The organism is Lelliottia sp. RD5, assembly GCF_056032945.1.
Map to the genome: position 1 here is coordinate 26117 of NZ_JBVYHQ010000001.1, position 14336 is coordinate 40452.

Annotated in this window: 16 protein-coding genes; 8 read left to right on the forward strand and 8 right to left on the reverse strand. The window is 54.2% G+C overall.

Features of this window, described 5'->3' with window-relative positions; genetic code table 11:
- Positions 1–35 precede the first annotated feature (35 nt).
- On the reverse strand, positions 36–1769 hold the full coding sequence (gene argS, locus AC0LWE_RS00110) for an arginine--tRNA ligase (protein WP_219347641.1): 1734 nt from the start codon (positions 1767–1769) through the stop codon (positions 36–38).
- A 239-nt stretch (positions 1770–2008) separates the two neighbouring features.
- On the opposite strand from argS, the gene AC0LWE_RS00115 reads away from it, so the two are divergent.
- Entirely contained in the window at positions 2009–2569 is a 561-nt protein-coding gene (locus AC0LWE_RS00115; protein WP_131487895.1) for a VOC family protein, read from the forward strand.
- Between the two features lie 86 nt (positions 2570–2655).
- A complete protein-coding gene (gene cutC / locus AC0LWE_RS00120; protein ID WP_219347642.1) occupies positions 2656–3399 on the forward strand; it encodes a copper homeostasis protein CutC in 744 nt (247 codons plus the stop codon).
- 118 nt (positions 3400–3517) lie between these two features.
- Here the strand turns inward: cutC and cmoB are convergent, their stop codons facing one another.
- Genes cmoB through AC0LWE_RS00145 form a run of 5 tightly spaced genes read right to left on the reverse strand, consistent with a single transcriptional unit; the run spans position 3518 to position 7095 of the window.
- Positions 3518–4489, reverse strand: coding sequence for a tRNA 5-methoxyuridine(34)/uridine 5-oxyacetic acid(34) synthase CmoB (gene cmoB / locus AC0LWE_RS00125; RefSeq protein WP_202693044.1), 972 nt, complete (start codon positions 4487–4489; stop codon positions 3518–3520).
- A complete protein-coding gene (cmoA, locus tag AC0LWE_RS00130) occupies positions 4486–5226 on the reverse strand; it encodes a carboxy-S-adenosyl-L-methionine synthase CmoA (RefSeq protein ID WP_059179700.1) in 741 nt (246 codons plus the stop codon). The genes cmoB and cmoA overlap by 4 nt, the downstream gene beginning before the upstream one ends.
- 40 nt (positions 5227–5266) lie before the next feature.
- Complete coding sequence (locus tag AC0LWE_RS00135) at positions 5267–5662, reverse strand: MAPEG family protein (protein ID WP_015959439.1); 396 nt, start codon at positions 5660–5662, stop codon at positions 5267–5269.
- A 51-nt stretch (positions 5663–5713) separates the two neighbouring features.
- Positions 5714–6532 carry a DUF72 domain-containing protein gene (locus AC0LWE_RS00140; RefSeq protein ID WP_216981258.1) on the reverse strand — a complete coding sequence of 273 codons (819 nt, stop codon included), beginning with the start codon at positions 6530–6532 and terminating at the stop codon, positions 5714–5716.
- A complete protein-coding gene (locus AC0LWE_RS00145) occupies positions 6529–7095 on the reverse strand; it encodes a hydrolase (protein ID WP_131487900.1) in 567 nt (188 codons plus the stop codon). Before AC0LWE_RS00145 ends, AC0LWE_RS00140 begins: the two co-directional genes overlap by 4 nt.
- Positions 7096–7359: 264 nt before the next feature.
- Between AC0LWE_RS00145 and aspS the strand changes: the two genes are divergently transcribed.
- From aspS to ruvB, 6 genes are all read left to right on the forward strand, one after another.
- Positions 7360–9132, forward strand: coding sequence for an aspartate--tRNA ligase (gene aspS / locus AC0LWE_RS00150; protein WP_219347643.1), 1773 nt, complete (start codon positions 7360–7362; stop codon positions 9130–9132).
- 1 nt (position 9133) lies between these two features.
- A complete protein-coding gene (gene nudB / locus AC0LWE_RS00155) occupies positions 9134–9577 on the forward strand; it encodes a dihydroneopterin triphosphate diphosphatase (protein ID WP_059179705.1) in 444 nt (147 codons plus the stop codon).
- A gap of 139 nt (positions 9578–9716) precedes the next feature.
- Positions 9717–10457 carry a YebC/PmpR family DNA-binding transcriptional regulator gene (locus tag AC0LWE_RS00160; protein WP_015959434.1) on the forward strand — a complete coding sequence of 247 codons (741 nt, stop codon included), beginning with the start codon at positions 9717–9719 and terminating at the stop codon, positions 10455–10457.
- Positions 10458–10491: 34 nt separating this feature from the next.
- On the forward strand, positions 10492–11013 hold the full coding sequence (gene ruvC / locus AC0LWE_RS00165) for a crossover junction endodeoxyribonuclease RuvC (protein ID WP_059179706.1): 522 nt from the start codon (positions 10492–10494) through the stop codon (positions 11011–11013).
- 79 nt (positions 11014–11092) lie between these two features.
- Positions 11093–11704: a Holliday junction branch migration protein RuvA gene (ruvA, locus tag AC0LWE_RS00170; protein WP_015959432.1), complete on the forward strand. Its 612-nt coding sequence runs from the start codon at positions 11093–11095 to the stop codon at positions 11702–11704.
- 8 nt (positions 11705–11712) lie between these two features.
- Positions 11713–12723 (forward strand): Holliday junction branch migration DNA helicase RuvB, encoded by a 1011-nt coding sequence (ruvB, locus tag AC0LWE_RS00175; protein WP_059179708.1) that lies wholly within the window; start codon positions 11713–11715, stop codon positions 12721–12723.
- Positions 12724–12760: 37 nt separating this feature from the next.
- Here the strand turns inward: ruvB and znuB are convergent, their stop codons facing one another.
- Both znuB and znuC read right to left on the reverse strand, forming a co-directional pair.
- Positions 12761–13546 (reverse strand): zinc ABC transporter permease subunit ZnuB, encoded by a 786-nt coding sequence (gene znuB / locus AC0LWE_RS00180; RefSeq protein ID WP_059179709.1) that lies wholly within the window; start codon positions 13544–13546, stop codon positions 12761–12763.
- Positions 13543–14298, reverse strand: coding sequence for a zinc ABC transporter ATP-binding protein ZnuC (znuC, locus tag AC0LWE_RS00185; protein ID WP_059179710.1), 756 nt, complete (start codon positions 14296–14298; stop codon positions 13543–13545). The genes znuB and znuC overlap by 4 nt, the downstream gene beginning before the upstream one ends.
- Between the last annotated feature and the right edge of the window lie 38 nt (positions 14299–14336).

Here is a 14336-nt window from a genome sequence, read left to right on the forward strand (position 1 = left end):
AAAACCCGGCAATTGCCGGGTTTTTTGTTTCTGCGTTACATACGCTCGACGGTTTCGATACCCAGGGTATCGAGACCTAATTTCAGCGTTTTAGCCGTCAACTGCGCCAGCTTGAGGCGGCTGTTGCGCGCTTCTTCATTTTCTGCAGACAGGATAGGGCAGTGCTCGTAGAAGCCAGAGAACAGACCCGCGAGATCGTACAGATATGAACACATGACATGCGGGGTGCCTTCGCGGGCAACCACCGTCAGTGTTTCTTCGAACTGCAACAGGCGGGCAGCCAGCTGGGCTTCGCGGTCTTCAGTGATGACGACGGGGGCGTTAGCCAGCGCGCTTTCATCGATATCGGCCTTACGGAAGACAGACAGCACGCGGGTGTAGGCATACTGCATGTACGGCGCCGTGTTGCCCTCGAAAGCGAGCATGTTGTCCCAGTCGAAAATGTAATCGGTGGTACGGTTTTTGGACAGATCCGCGTATTTCACTGCGCCGATGCCCACGGCATTGGCCAGTTTTTCCAGCTCTTCTGCCGGCATGTCGGGGTTCTTCTCAGCCACCAGACGGCGTGCGCGTTCCAGCGCTTCGTCCAGCAGGTCGGACAGTTTTACAGTGCCGCCCGCGCGGGTTTTAAACGGCTTGCCGTCTTTACCCAACATCATGCCAAACATGTGGTGTTCCAGTGGAACGGATTCCGGTACATAACCGGCTTTACGCACGATAGTCCACGCCTGCATCAGGTGCTGATGCTGACGGGAATCGATGTAATACAACACGCGATCGGCATGAAGCGTTTCGTAGCGGTATTTCGCACAGGCGATATCCGTTGTGGTGTACAGATAGCCGCCATCCTTTTTCTGGATGATCACGCCCATCGGTTCGCCTTCCTTGTTTTTATACTCATCAAGGAAAACAACCGTTGCTCCTTCACTCTCTACCGCCAGTTTTTTGGCTTTCAGATCGGCCACGATACCGGGCAGCATTGGGTTGTAGAGGCTTTCACCCATCACGTCGTCACGGGTCAGCGTGACGTTCAGACGGTTATACGCGAGCTGGTTCTGAGACATCGTAATGTCAACCAGTTTGCGCCACATCTCGCGGAAGTACTCGTCACCGCCCTGGAGTTTTACCACATAGCTGCGTGCGCGTTCGGCGAAGGCTTCGTCTTCGTCATAGTGCTTCTTCGCTTCGCGGTAAAAACCTTCGAGGTCAGCCAGTGCCATTTCGCCGGCATTTTCCTGCTGCTGTTTTTCGAGGAAGGCGATCAGCATGCCGAACTGCGTTCCCCAGTCACCCACGTGGTTAGCGCGAATCACTTTATGGCCCAGGAATTCCAGCGTGCGCACAGCGGCATCACCGATAATGGTGGAACGCAGGTGACCCACGTGCATCTCTTTCGCGACGTTGGGGGCAGAGTAGTCGACCACAATCGTTTCGGCCTTCGGCTGAGCAACGCCCAGACGATCGGACTTCAGTGCCGCATCAACGTGGCTTGCCAGGAAAGCCGGCTCCAGAAAAATGTTGATAAAGCCAGGGCCTGCAATCTCAACTTTGTTAGCAATGCCGTTGAGATCCAGATGAGTCAGCACCAGCTCAGCGAGTTGTCGCGGCGGCATGCCCAGTTTTTTTGCAACTGCCATCACGCCATTGGCCTGATAGTCGCCAAACTGTACTTTTGCTGACTGACGAACCTGCGGTTCGCAATCCGCAGGCGCACCTGCGGCAATCAGTGCCTGACTGACTTTTTCGGAGAGAAGAGCCTGAATATTCACCTGGATACCTTACCTTTTTGAAGCGGATGAGCGACAACCCGCGCCAGTTTAAGAATTTAGGGCGGGAGTATACTGCAAATGGCCCCTGGCGTCAGCATTGCACCGCCTCGAGACCGTTCAGAAAGCAGGCGATGAAAGAGTGCATAAGCATGCAACGGTAAAATCCTCAAAACTGCGGTTGGTTGACGGGAGCCAACAGAGTAAATTAGCGGCTTTGCGACACGAAAAGAGACCTTCTGATGACGAACTGGCAATCCATTGATGAACTGCATGATATTTCCGCAGATCTTCCGCGTTTCACTCAGGCGTTCACAGAACTTGCCACTCAGCTTGGGCTGGATATTGCCCCCCTCGACGCGGATCACATTTCTCTTCGCTGCCATCAAAATGCAACGGCGGAGCGCTGGTGTCGTGGGTTTGAACAGTGCGGGGAACTGCTGTCCGAAACCGAAATTAACGGCCGTCCTATTTGCTTGTTCAAGCTTCGCGACCCCGTATGCGTTGCGCACTGGCAGTTTAGCGTTGTGGAATTGCCGTGGCCGGGCGAAAAACGCTATCCGATTGAGGGCTGGGAGCATATTGAAATTGTGTTGCCAGGCGATCCCGACACCCTGAATGCGCGCGCGCTGGCCTTATTATCAGATGACGGTTTGAGCAAACCGGGTATTTTTGTCAAAACCAGTTCACCGAAAGGCGCGCGCGAACGACTGCCTAATCCTACTTTGGCGGTAACGGACGGCAACGTGACGGTCAAATTTCACCCCTGGACCCTTGAGCAAATTGTCGCCAGTGAAGCATAGGCCGCATAAGTTTGTGAACTCACGCGAGGTGCGCCGTTTTGCGGCGTGGCATGATGGTGCGTTAACGTCATTTTAAGGAGGATGTCTTGGCGCTTTTGGAGATCTGTTGTTACAGCGCGGAATGCGCGGTAACGGCGCAACGGTACGGAGCCGATCGCATTGAATTATGTGCGGCACCAAAAGAGGGTGGGTTAACGCCGTCATGCGGGGTACTAAAATCGGTTCGCCAGACGGTGACCATCCCTGTACACCCGATTATTCGGCCTCGCGGTGGTGACTTTTTCTATTCAGCGGGTGAATTTGACGCCATGCTGGAAGACATCGCACTGGTTCGCGATCTGGGTTTCCCGGGGCTGGTGATTGGCCTGCTGGATGAAGATGGTAATGTCGATATGCCGCGTATGCGTCAGGTTATGACGGCCGCGAAAGGGATGGCGGTGACATTTCATCGTGCGTTTGATATGTGCAAAAATCCGCTGCCAGCGTTTGATAATCTGGCAGAGTTAGGAGTTGCACGTATCCTGACATCGGGCCAGGCATCGTCGGCTGAAAAAGGAATAAAATTAATTACGGAACTTAAAGCACATTCAGGTGTTCCAATAATCATGGCAGGCGCGGGTGTCCGTGCCAGCAATCTGGAAATCTTTATCAACGCCGGGGTTGAGGAGCTTCACAGCTCTGCGGGCAAATGGACGCCTTCACCCATGCGTTATCGCAATACAGGATTGTCAATGTCGACGGATGCCGAAGCGGATGAGTATTCCCGCTACGGCGTAGAGGGAGAGTCGGTTGCGGTAATGAAATCGATAATTGAGCGTCATCACGTGTAGCAACGTACCGATTTTTACCGCGCATCATCTTGCCCAATATGATGCTTGCTTGTACCAGGCCCCTGCAATTTCAACAGGGGCCTTTTTTTATCGTTTTTTCCTGCAACCGATACTGGTTCTACGGCTTCGTGGCGATCAACACTGCGCGCATTGGTGCAGGATAGCCTTCGATCGTTTTTGTACTGTCGTTCGGATCGAGGAACTCGGCCAGTGATTCCGTGGTGAGCCATTCCGTGCGTCGCTGCTCTTCTGTCGATGTGACACACACATCGGCGATACGCACATCAACAAAACCACACTTCTCCAGCCAGTTTTTCAACGCCAGCGCGGAAGGAATGAAATAGACATTGCGCATCTGCGCATAGCGGTCGCCCGGCACCAGCACCGCATTTTCGTCACCTTCAATCACCAGCGTTTCCAGCACCAGTTCGCCACCGCTGACCAGCTGATCTTTCAGCTGCCATAAATGCTCGAGCGGCGAACGGCGGTGATAAAGCACGCCCATCGAAAAGACAGTGTCAAAGGCAGCCAGGGCAGGCAGCTGCTCTATGCCCAACGGCAGCAGGTGCGCGCGCTGATCGTTGCCCAGTAGCTTACGCACGGCTTCGAACTGACACAGAAACAGCTGCATCGGGTCGATACCGACGGCCAGATGCGCGCCAGCGCCGATCATGCGCCACATGTGGTAACCACTCCCGCAGCCCACGTCGAGAATCGTACGCCCGGTCAGATCCGACAGATGAGGCAGGACGCGATCCCATTTCCAGTCGGAACGCCATTCGGTGTCAATATTCAGGCCGTAAAGTGAAAACGGTCCTTTGCGCCAGGGCATGAGATTGCGCATTAATTTATCGAGGCGCAGCAGTTGCCCATCGCTCAGCGGCGCTTCGCTTTCAGCCGTCACGCTGTGCAGCAGATCCAGTTTATACGGCGTCATTTCCGGTAAAAACTCGACGGCATTGCTCCACTGCTTAAACTGACCGTGCAGTTGTTCGCGCTGCCATGAGGCAACCTGCGCGGGCAAGGTTTCCAGCCAGTGGGAGAGATGGTTTTTAGCGATAAGCTGATAAAAATTGCTGAACTCAATCATGCCTGACCGCCTTTCAGTGCCACCAGAGAACCAAAGTTGAAGCACTGGAACCAGAGTTCACTGTGTTCAAATCCGGCTTTATGTAAACGCGCTTTGTGGGCTTCGACGGAGTCGGTCAACATCACGTTTTCCAGCATGCTGCGTTTCTGGCTGATTTCCAGTTCGCTGTAGCCGTTGGCACGCTTGAAATCATGGTGCATGTTGAAAAGCAGTTCACCCACGCTGGCATCTTCAAAGCTGAATTTTTCAGACAGGACCAGCGCGCCGCCAGGATTAAGCCCCTGGTAAATTTTGTCCAGCAATAACTGGCGATCGTCAGGTTCAAGAAACTGCAGGGTAAAATTCAGCACGACCATCGAAGCATTGGTGATCTCGACAGTGCGGATATCCCCTTCGATCACGTCGACCGGCGTGGGGGCTTTGTACGCGTCCAGGTGACGGCGGCAGCGCTCCACCATGGCAGGTGAGTTGTCGACAGCAATAATTTTGCAGCCTTCATGATGCACGTTACGACGAACGGACAGCGTTGCCGCGCCCAGCGAGCAGCCCAGGTCATAGACCTGCGTGCCGGGCTGAACGAAACGCTCAGCCAGCATGCCGATCATAGAGATAATATTGGAGTAACCTGGAACAGAGCGCTGGATCATATCCGGGAAGACTTCGGCTACCCGTTCATCAAAGGTCCAGTCGCCCAGACTGGCGATAGGCGCGGAAAAAAGCGTGTCGCGATCGGTCATAACGTAAAAATCCGGGAAAAATAAAGTGGCGTATTGTGCGCTAATGAAACGAGAAAACCAACTCCCACGGCATATACCACAGGTTTGCCAGCACCATCAGCAACAGCGAGCACCAGGTTGCGCTCATGCCGGAACGACGCCAGCGGAATAAGCGGTGGTGAAAACCGTAGTAATGCATGATGCGTCCGGCGATCAGCAGCAGACCGCAGACGTGAACCATCCAGGTTTCCGCGCCGTCCATTTCCATGAGCAGCAGCAGAATTAATGCAACCGGAATATATTCCACGGCATTGCCGTGAATGCGGATCGCGCTTTGTAGTTCCGAAAATCCACCGTCACCGTAAGAGACACGGTATTGCATTCTCAGGCGCACAACATCGAACGAAAATTTAATCAGTAGTAATGCACCTAACACCGCGTACAGCGCGCTGACCATACAAACTCCCTGTTGTTTTGGCAGATGGCACTTCTATGATAGGGGCTGATTTCAGAAAAGAGAAGATTGTTGTGGGATAGCGGGGGCAGGGCCAAGCGACGGCGCGGCGGCCTGCAAGGCTTGCCAAAGAGCATCGACCAGTTCAGGGGCCTGCGCAATGTCCGGTGTATGTAAGAAAAGATACGGTGTCGTGGTCTGTTCCCATTTCGGTAACGTTTGTAGCCAGACGCCAAACAGTTCGCGATTTTGCTGCATGTTATCGCTGCCGATAAACCTGACCATTGGGTTGCCGCCTGTGACAATCGCGTGAACCGGCACTTTCGGCTTTTTGCGTTGGGCCTCAATAATGGCTTCATTATGAGGAATGGCGCTGTGCACCGGACGACTGTCGAGGATCACGCGATTCACCCCGCGTTCGTGTAAGCCACGATTTAACGCTTTTTCATCTTCGCCCTTCGTGAAAAACGCCGGGTGTCGAACTTCAACGCCATAGCGAAAGTCGCGAGGCAGGGCATCGAGAAAGTGCCACAGTGCGGGTAAATCTCGCGGACTAAAGGTGGCGGGCAGTTGCAGCCAGTACTGTCCGATCCGGTTTGCCAGCGGTGACAGGCGTTCCAGAAATTCCTGCGTAAGATCGCCGCAGTTTCGTAGCGCGGCGTTGTGAGAAATCGTCGCCGGGAATTTAAAGCAAAAGCGAAAATCATCGGTGGTTTGCTCGCGCCAACGCGCAACAATCTCCGCTCTCGGAAGCGCGTACAGCGTGGTGTTACCCTCGACGCAATTAAAGTGTCGGGCATACTCTTCGAGACTGGTAATGCCAAGGCGCACCCATTTGGGGTGCGACCATTGTGGGAGACCCAGATAAATCATAACGCGCTTAAAATCTCTTCAGTCGTACGCACGCGACCAATACGCGGGAAGATATTGGTCATGCTGCCCATATGCTGGTCAGTCGCGGCTGCGCTGCAGGCGTCTTCGGCGATCACCAGATTAAAGCCCATCTCCCACGCGTTTCGTGCGGTAGATTCCACACCGATGTTCGTGGCGATGCCGCACAGAATAATGGTGTCGATCCCGCGACGGCGCAGCTGCAGTTCAAGATCGGTGCCGTAGAACGCGCCCCACTGGCGCTTAGTCACTTCGATATCACTGTCTTGCTTGTTGAGGGCGAGCGGATAATCCCACCAGTTGTCCGGCAGCGCCTGGCCTGGAGTCTGTGCGTCGACAGGTTGTTTCAGCGCTTCGGCAAAATCCGCAGACCAGCCCACACGCACCATCACCACCGGTGAACCGTTTTCGCGGCACTTCTCAGCGAGTCGCGCACTGCGGCTAACGACGTCCGCCGCCGCATGTGGGCCGCCTGCGAAGGGCAAAATGCCTTCCTGTAAATCGATCACGACGAGCGCGGTTTTTGTGGCATCCAGTGTGAACATGTTAACTCCAGTCAAATAATTAGCTTTGGTAACACCTTACGACGAGAAAGCCTGTTGAAGATCGGATAATTTTGTTAATTTTTGTGAGAATGCGCAATAAGAGTGCAGCAATCGCGCGTCTGGCGCGCTTCTCTCTTATCGTACGGCGGAATTTCCAGTATAATAGCCGCCTTTTTTCACCCATTAGTGACATACAGAAAGCTGCGACATAGTAGCCTGTTAAACAGGCGACATTTAGCCTGCGGCTAAATTAAGGGATATCTCATGCGTACAGAATATTGCGGGCAGTTACGTCAGTCCCACGTCGGACAGCAGGTGACCCTGTGTGGTTGGGTCAACCGTCGTCGTGACCTTGGTAGCCTAATCTTCATCGATTTACGCGATCGTGAAGGCATCGTTCAGGTGTTCTTCGATCCGGATCGTGCAGAGGCGTTAAAACTGGCCTCCGAACTGCGTAATGAGTTCTGCATCCAGGTTACCGGCACCGTGCGTGCGCGTGACGAAAAAAATATTAATGCGGACATGGCGACTGGCGAAATCGAAGTGCTCGCGTCCGATCTGACCATTATTAACCGTTCAGAATCGCTGCCGCTTGACTCCAACCACGTCAATACCGAAGAAGCGCGTCTGAAATTCCGCTATCTGGATCTGCGTCGTCCGGAAATGGCTCAGCGCCTGAAAACGCGCGCCAAAATCACCAGCCTGGTGCGCCGCTTTATGGACGATCACGGTTTCCTGGATATCGAAACCCCGATGCTGACCAAAGCCACGCCAGAAGGCGCGCGCGATTATCTGGTTCCTTCACGCGTCCATAAAGGCAAATTCTACGCGTTGCCACAGTCTCCTCAGCTGTTCAAACAGCTGCTGATGATGTCTGGCTTCGATCGCTACTACCAGATCGTAAAATGCTTCCGTGATGAAGACTTGCGCGCAGACCGTCAGCCTGAATTTACCCAGATCGACGTCGAAACCTCCTTCATGACCGCGCCACAAGTGCGTGAGCTGATGGAGGCGCTGGTTCGCAGCCTGTGGTTGGATGTAAAAGGTGTGGATCTGGGTGATTTCCCTGCCATGACCTTTGCTGAAGCAGAACGTCGTTACGGTTCTGATAAACCGGATCTGCGTAACCCGATGGAGCTGGTGGACGTCGCTGACCTGCTGAAAGCGGTTGAATTTGCGGTCTTCTCCGGCCCGGCTAACGATGCAAAAGGCCGTGTGGCTGCATTGCGCGTTCCTGGCGGTGCAAGCCTGAGCCGTAAACAAATTGACGAGTACGGCAATTTCGTGAAGATCTACGGCGCGAAAGGGCTGGCTTATATTAAAGTCACCGAACGTGCGAAAGGCATCGAAGGGATCACCAGTCCGGTTGCTAAATTCCTGAACGCCGAAATCGTTGAGTCCATTCTTGAGCGTACTGACGCGCAGGACGGCGATATGATCTTCTTCGGCGCAGACAACAAAAAAGTGGTTGCCGATGCACTCGGTGCGCTGCGTCTTAAATTGGGTAAAGACCTGAACCTGACCGACGAAGCCAAATGGGCGCCGCTGTGGGTTATCGACTTCCCAATGTTTGAAGATGACGGTGAAGGCGGCTTGACCGCAATGCACCACCCGTTCACTTCCGCAAAAGACATGAACGCTGATGAGCTGAAAGCAGCACCAGAAACCGCGATTGCTAACGCCTACGACATGGTTATTAACGGCTACGAAGTCGGCGGCGGTTCTGTGCGTATTCACAGCGGTGACATGCAGCAGACGGTGTTTGGCATCCTGGGCATCAATGAGCAAGAGCAGCGTGAGAAGTTTGGCTTCCTGTTGGATGCGCTGAAGTACGGTACACCGCCGCACGCAGGTCTGGCGTTTGGTCTGGACCGTTTGACCATGCTGCTGACCGGCACTGATAACATCCGTGACGTTATCGCCTTCCCGAAAACCACTGCCGCCGCGTGTCTGATGACCGAAGCGCCAAGTTTCGCCAATCCGGCATCCTTAGCGGAGCTGGGTATCGACGTGGTGAAGAAGGAAGAGAAAAACTGATATGGCCTTTAAGCGTCCCGTTTCGGTGTTAGTCGTCATTTTTGCAGCCGACACCAGACGGGTGCTGATGTTGCAGCGGCGCGACGATCCTGATTTCTGGCAGTCGGTAACCGGCAGTCTGGAAGAGGGTGAAACTGCGCTGCAAGCCGCCGCACGCGAAGTAAAGGAAGAGGTCCTGATTGATGTTGCCGACGAGCAACTGACCTTGATGAACTGCCAGCGTACGGTGGAGTTTGAAATTTTTAGCCATTTACGTCATCGCTATGCGCCGGGAATTAAGCGCAATACGGAATCATGGTTCTGTCTTGCGCTGCCCCACGAACGGGAAATTGTGTTCACAGAACATTTAACCTACCGCTGGGTTGATGCGACAGATGCCGCAGCGCTCACCAAGTCGTGGAGCAATCGGCAGGCGATTGAAGAATTTGTAATTAATGTTAATTAATTTCCGAGCATTTTAGTTTCCAGCAACGCGGCAAGGCCGTTCATCGACAGGCGCTTACTTAGGTAAGTGACGGGATTAAACAGGCGCAGCCAACGCATCTGGAAGCTGAAAGGCGAAGGATAATTTTGGAGAACTTTTTATGGCAGGTCATAGTAAGTGGGCCAACACAAAGCACCGCAAAGCGGCACAGGATGCCAAGCGCGGTAAAATTTTCACTAAGATCATTCGTGAGCTGGTGACCGCAGCGCGTCTGGGTGGCGGTGATGCGGGTTCCAACCCACGTCTGCGCGCGGCTATCGACAAAGCGCTGGCGAACAACATGACGCGTGACACCCTGAACCGCGCTATCGCGCGTGGCGTGGGCGGTGATGACGACGCGAACATGGAAACCATCATTTATGAAGGTTACGGTCCTGGCGGTACAGCGGTTATGGTCGAGTGTCTGTCTGACAACCGTAACCGTACCGTTGCTGAAGTGCGTCATGCCTTCACCAAAACCGGTGGTAACCTGGGCACTGACGGTTCCGTGGCCTATCTGTTTAGCAAGAAAGGGGTGATCTCTTTCGATGCGGGCGATGAAGATGCGATTATGGAAGCGGCGCTGGAAGCTGGTGCTGAAGATGTTGTGACCTTTGACGACGGCGCGATTGATGTCTACACCGCGTGGGAAGAGATGGGCGCTGTGCGTGACGCACTGGCTGCTATGGGTCTTAAAGCGGATAACGCGGAAGTGTCCATGATTCCATCAACCAAAGCGGACATGGATGCGGAAACCGCGCCAAAACTGCTGCGTCTGATCGACATGCTCGAAGACTGCGATGACGTGCAGGAAGTTTACCATAACGGTGAAATTTCTGATGAGGTTGCAGCGACTCTCTGATGAGAGCCTCTGAACCCCTTACAGGAGATGCGTGATGTCGATTATCCTCGGGATTGACCCCGGCTCACGCATCACCGGTTATGGCGTTATCCGCCAGGTCGGGCGTCAGTTAACCTATCTTGGCAGCGGGTGCATTCGCACCAAAGTGGATGATTTACCCTCGCGTCTTAAGTTGATTTACGCGGGCGTGTCGGAAATCATCACCCAGTTTCAGCCGGACTTCTTCGCCATCGAGCAGGTGTTTATGGCGAAAAATGCCGATTCAGCGCTGAAACTGGGCCAGGCGCGCGGCGTCGCGATTGTGGCGGCGGTCAACCAGGATTTACCCGTGTTCGAATATGCCGCGCGTCAGGTCAAACAGACCGTGGTAGGGACAGGCGGTGCGGATAAAAGTCAGGTACAGCACATGGTGCGTACCTTGCTTAAACTCCCGGCGAACCCGCAAGCGGATGCCGCGGATGCGCTGGCCATTGCGATAACGCACTGTCACGTGACCCAAAATTCCATGCAAATGAGTGAGTCTCGGCTCAGTCTGGCGCGAGGTCGGTTACGATAATCACAAATCAGGCTGGATAAACATCCAGCCTTTTTTTATGATGGCGGTAAATCTTTAGCCCTTAACGCAGGAGCGTCATGTGATTGGCAGACTCAGAGGCATTATTCTTGAAAAACAACCCCCGTTAGTCCTGCTTGAAACAGGAGGCGTGGGGTACGAAGTCCATATGCCGATGACCTGTTTCTATGAACTTCCGGACGCGGGCAAAGAAGCCATCATCTTCACCCAATTTGTGGTGCGTGAAGATGCGCAGCTGCTGTATGGTTTCAACAATAAGCAGGAACGCATGCTGTTCCGTGAGCTGATTAAAACCAACGGCGTGGGGCCGAAGCTGGCGCTGGCGATTTTGTCCGGCATGTCTGCGCACCAGTTTGTAAATGCCGTTGAGCGTGAAGATCCCGCCGCATTGATCAAATTGCCAGGCATTGGCAAAAAAACCGCCGAGCGACTGATTGTCGAAATGAAAGACCGCTTCAAGGGTCTGCATGGCGATCTGTTTACGCCTGCCGCCGATCTGGTATTGACGTCACCGAACGGCCCAACGTCAGATGACGCTGAGCAAGAGGCGGTGGCTGCGCTGGTGGCGCTGGGCTATAAGCCTCAGGAAGCCAGCCGTATGGTGAGTAAAATCGCTAAACCCGACGCTAATAGTGAAACCCTGATTCGTGAAGCGCTCCGCGCTGCATTGTGAGGTAAAGGATGATTGAAGCAGACCGCCTGATATCGGCAGCCAGCAACCAGCCGGAAGATGTGGTGGATCGTGCCATCCGCCCTAAGCTTCTGGAGGAGTACATTGGTCAGCCGCAGGTACGCTCGCAAATGGAAATCTTTATCCAGGCGGCGAAGCTTCGCGGTGAAGCGCTCGATCATCTGCTGATTTTTGGTCCGCCGGGGCTGGGGAAAACCACGTTAGCGAATATTGTGGCTAACGAGATGGGCGTTAATTTGCGTACCACGTCAGGGCCGGTGTTGGAAAAGGCAGGGGACCTGGCGGCGATGCTCACCAACCTCGAGCCGCACGACGTTTTATTTATCGATGAAATCCACCGCCTCTCGCCTGTGGTCGAAGAGGTGCTGTATCCGGCGATGGAAGACTATCAGCTGGATATTATGATCGGTGAAGGCCCTGCGGCGCGCTCCATCAAAATCGACCTGCCGCCGTTTACCCTCATCGGCGCGACGACGCGTGCAGGGTCATTGACCTCACCGCTTCGCGATCGTTTCGGTATTGTGCAACGTCTTGAATTTTATCAGGTACCCGATCTGCAATATATCGTGGGCCGCAGCGCCCGATTTATGGGGCTGGAGCTCAGCGATGATGGCGCATTCGAAGTGGCTAAACGCTCACGCGGTACGCCACGTATCGCCAACCGTCTGCTGCGTCGTGTGCGCGATTTTGCCGAAGTGAAACACGACGGGACGATCTCCCTGGACGTCGCAGCTCAGGCGCTGGATATGCTTAACGTTGACGCCGAAGGTTTTGACTATATGGACCGCAAGCTGCTGCTGGCGATTCTGGATAAATTCTTTGGCGGGCCGGTCGGGCTGGATAACCTTGCGGCGGCGATCGGTGAAGAGCGTGAAACGATTGAGGACGTTCTGGAACCCTATCTGATTCAGCAGGGATTTTTGCAGCGCACCCCGCGTGGACGTATGGCGACGGTGCGTGCGTGGAATCACTTTGGCATCACCCCTCCGGAAATGCCTTAAGGCGCTTTACCCTCTCCGGTGGGAGAGGGTACTCACGTCAACTCGCGGGCTTTTTCATCATGCTGAAGATAAACATCAGCGCGGCACAGAGCACGACCGACGGGCCTGCAGGTGTGTCGTAAAAAGCAGAGAACGTTAAGCCCCCCGTGACTGCAATCATGCCGATTACCACGGCGACTCCCGCCATTTGCTCAGGTGTGCGAGCAAAACGACGCGCCGTCGCCGCCGGAATAATCAGCAACGATGTGATGATAAGCGCACCGACAAATTTCATCGCGACGCCAATCGTCAGGGCGGTCACCAGCATCAGCAACAGCTTCACACGCTGAAGCTTAACGCCATCGACAAAGGCTAAATCTTCACTGACGGTCATGGCGAGCAAATTGCGCCACTGCCACAGCAAAATCCCCAGCACAATCACAACGCCAATGGCGATAGAGATGAGATCTTCTGGCGTCACCGCCAGCAAATCGCCAAACAGATACGCCATCAAGTCGACGCGAATGTTCGACATCAGGCTCACCACCACCAGGCCAAGAGACAATGCGCTGTGCGCCATGATGCCCAACAGGGTATCGACGGCGAGATGAGGGCGTTTTTCGAGCCACACCAGGCCGGCGGCCAGCATCAGCGTGACGGCAATGACTGCATAGAAGGGATTCACATCCAACAGTAAGCCAAATGCCACGCCTAACAGCGAAGCATGTGCCAGCGTATCGCCGAAGTAGGACATTCGACGCCAGACGACAAAAGATCCCAGCGGACCCGCCGCGCAGGCGAGCATAATCCCGGCAAGCCAGCCGGGTAATAACAGTTCAATCATGAGTGTCCATTTCCCCGACGCAGGACAATCCGTCCCTGTAAATCATGGCGATGATTATGGTTGTGGCGATAAATCCCAAGCTGTTCGGCACCGCGAGAGCCAAACATCGAAATGAATTCTGGATGCATGGAGACGACTTCAGGTGTACCCGAACAGCAGATGTGATGATTCAGGCACAGGACTTCGTCGGTTTTCGCCATCACCAAATGCAGATCGTGCGAAACCATCAGCACGGCGCAATCCAGCTCGCGACGGAGTTGGTCAATTAAGTCGTACAGTGCAACCTGACCGTTAACATCCACGCCCTGAGTCGGTTCATCGAGCACCAGAAGCTGGGGGCGGCTCAGTAACGCTCGCGCCAGCAATACGCGCTGCGTCTCGCCACCCGACAGTTTCTGCAATGGGGCTTCAATCAGGTGGCCCGCCTGCACACGCTTTAACGCAGGGAGAATATCGGCTTTACGGGTACCGGGACGCAGCCGCAGAAAACGACTTACGGTCAGCGGCAGGGTAGAGTCCAGGTGCAATTTTTGCGGGACGTAGCCAATTCGCAGTTTTTCGTCGCGCTTGATGACACCGGCATCAGGTGCTACCAGACCAAGAACTACGCGAACCAGCGTCGATTTACCTGCACCATTGGGGCCGAGTAACGTCAATATTTTGCCCGGTTTCAGATTCAGGGACACGTCAGAAAGGACGCGGCGCTGACCGAATGAGACCGAGATATTTTCGAGAGAAACTAAATTCATCATGTCAATTTAAGCTTGCAGAAGTCATCGAATGTTATAAT

Bases quoted from the DNA above. Each gene is read 5' to 3' on its own strand.
- AC0LWE_RS00135 (WP_015959439.1), bottom strand. From the start codon at position 5,662: ATGGTCAGCGCGCTGTACGCGGTGTTAGGTGCATTACTACTGATTAAA.
- ruvB (WP_059179708.1), top strand. From the start codon at position 11,713: ATGATTGAAGCAGACCGCCTGATATCGGCAGCCAGCAACCAGCCGGAA.
- znuB (WP_059179709.1), bottom strand. From the start codon at position 13,546: ATGATTGAACTGTTATTACCCGGCTGGCTTGCCGGGATTATGCTCGCC.
- cmoB (WP_202693044.1), bottom strand. From the start codon at position 4,489: ATGATTGAGTTCAGCAATTTTTATCAGCTTATCGCTAAAAACCATCTC.
- cmoA (WP_059179700.1), bottom strand. From the start codon at position 5,226: ATGACCGATCGCGACACGCTTTTTTCCGCGCCTATCGCCAGTCTGGGC.
- AC0LWE_RS00115 (WP_131487895.1), top strand. From the start codon at position 2,009: ATGACGAACTGGCAATCCATTGATGAACTGCATGATATTTCCGCAGAT.
- aspS (WP_219347643.1), top strand. From the start codon at position 7,360: ATGCGTACAGAATATTGCGGGCAGTTACGTCAGTCCCACGTCGGACAG.
- AC0LWE_RS00145 (WP_131487900.1), bottom strand. From the start codon at position 7,095: ATGTTCACACTGGATGCCACAAAAACCGCGCTCGTCGTGATCGATTTA.
- ruvC (WP_059179706.1), top strand. From the start codon at position 10,492: ATGTCGATTATCCTCGGGATTGACCCCGGCTCACGCATCACCGGTTAT.
- AC0LWE_RS00160 (WP_015959434.1), top strand. From the start codon at position 9,717: ATGGCAGGTCATAGTAAGTGGGCCAACACAAAGCACCGCAAAGCGGCA.
- znuC (WP_059179710.1), bottom strand. From the start codon at position 14,298: ATGATGAATTTAGTTTCTCTCGAAAATATCTCGGTCTCATTCGGTCAG.
- nudB (WP_059179705.1), top strand. From the start codon at position 9,134: ATGGCCTTTAAGCGTCCCGTTTCGGTGTTAGTCGTCATTTTTGCAGCC.
- AC0LWE_RS00140 (WP_216981258.1), bottom strand. From the start codon at position 6,532: ATGATTTATCTGGGTCTCCCACAATGGTCGCACCCCAAATGGGTGCGC.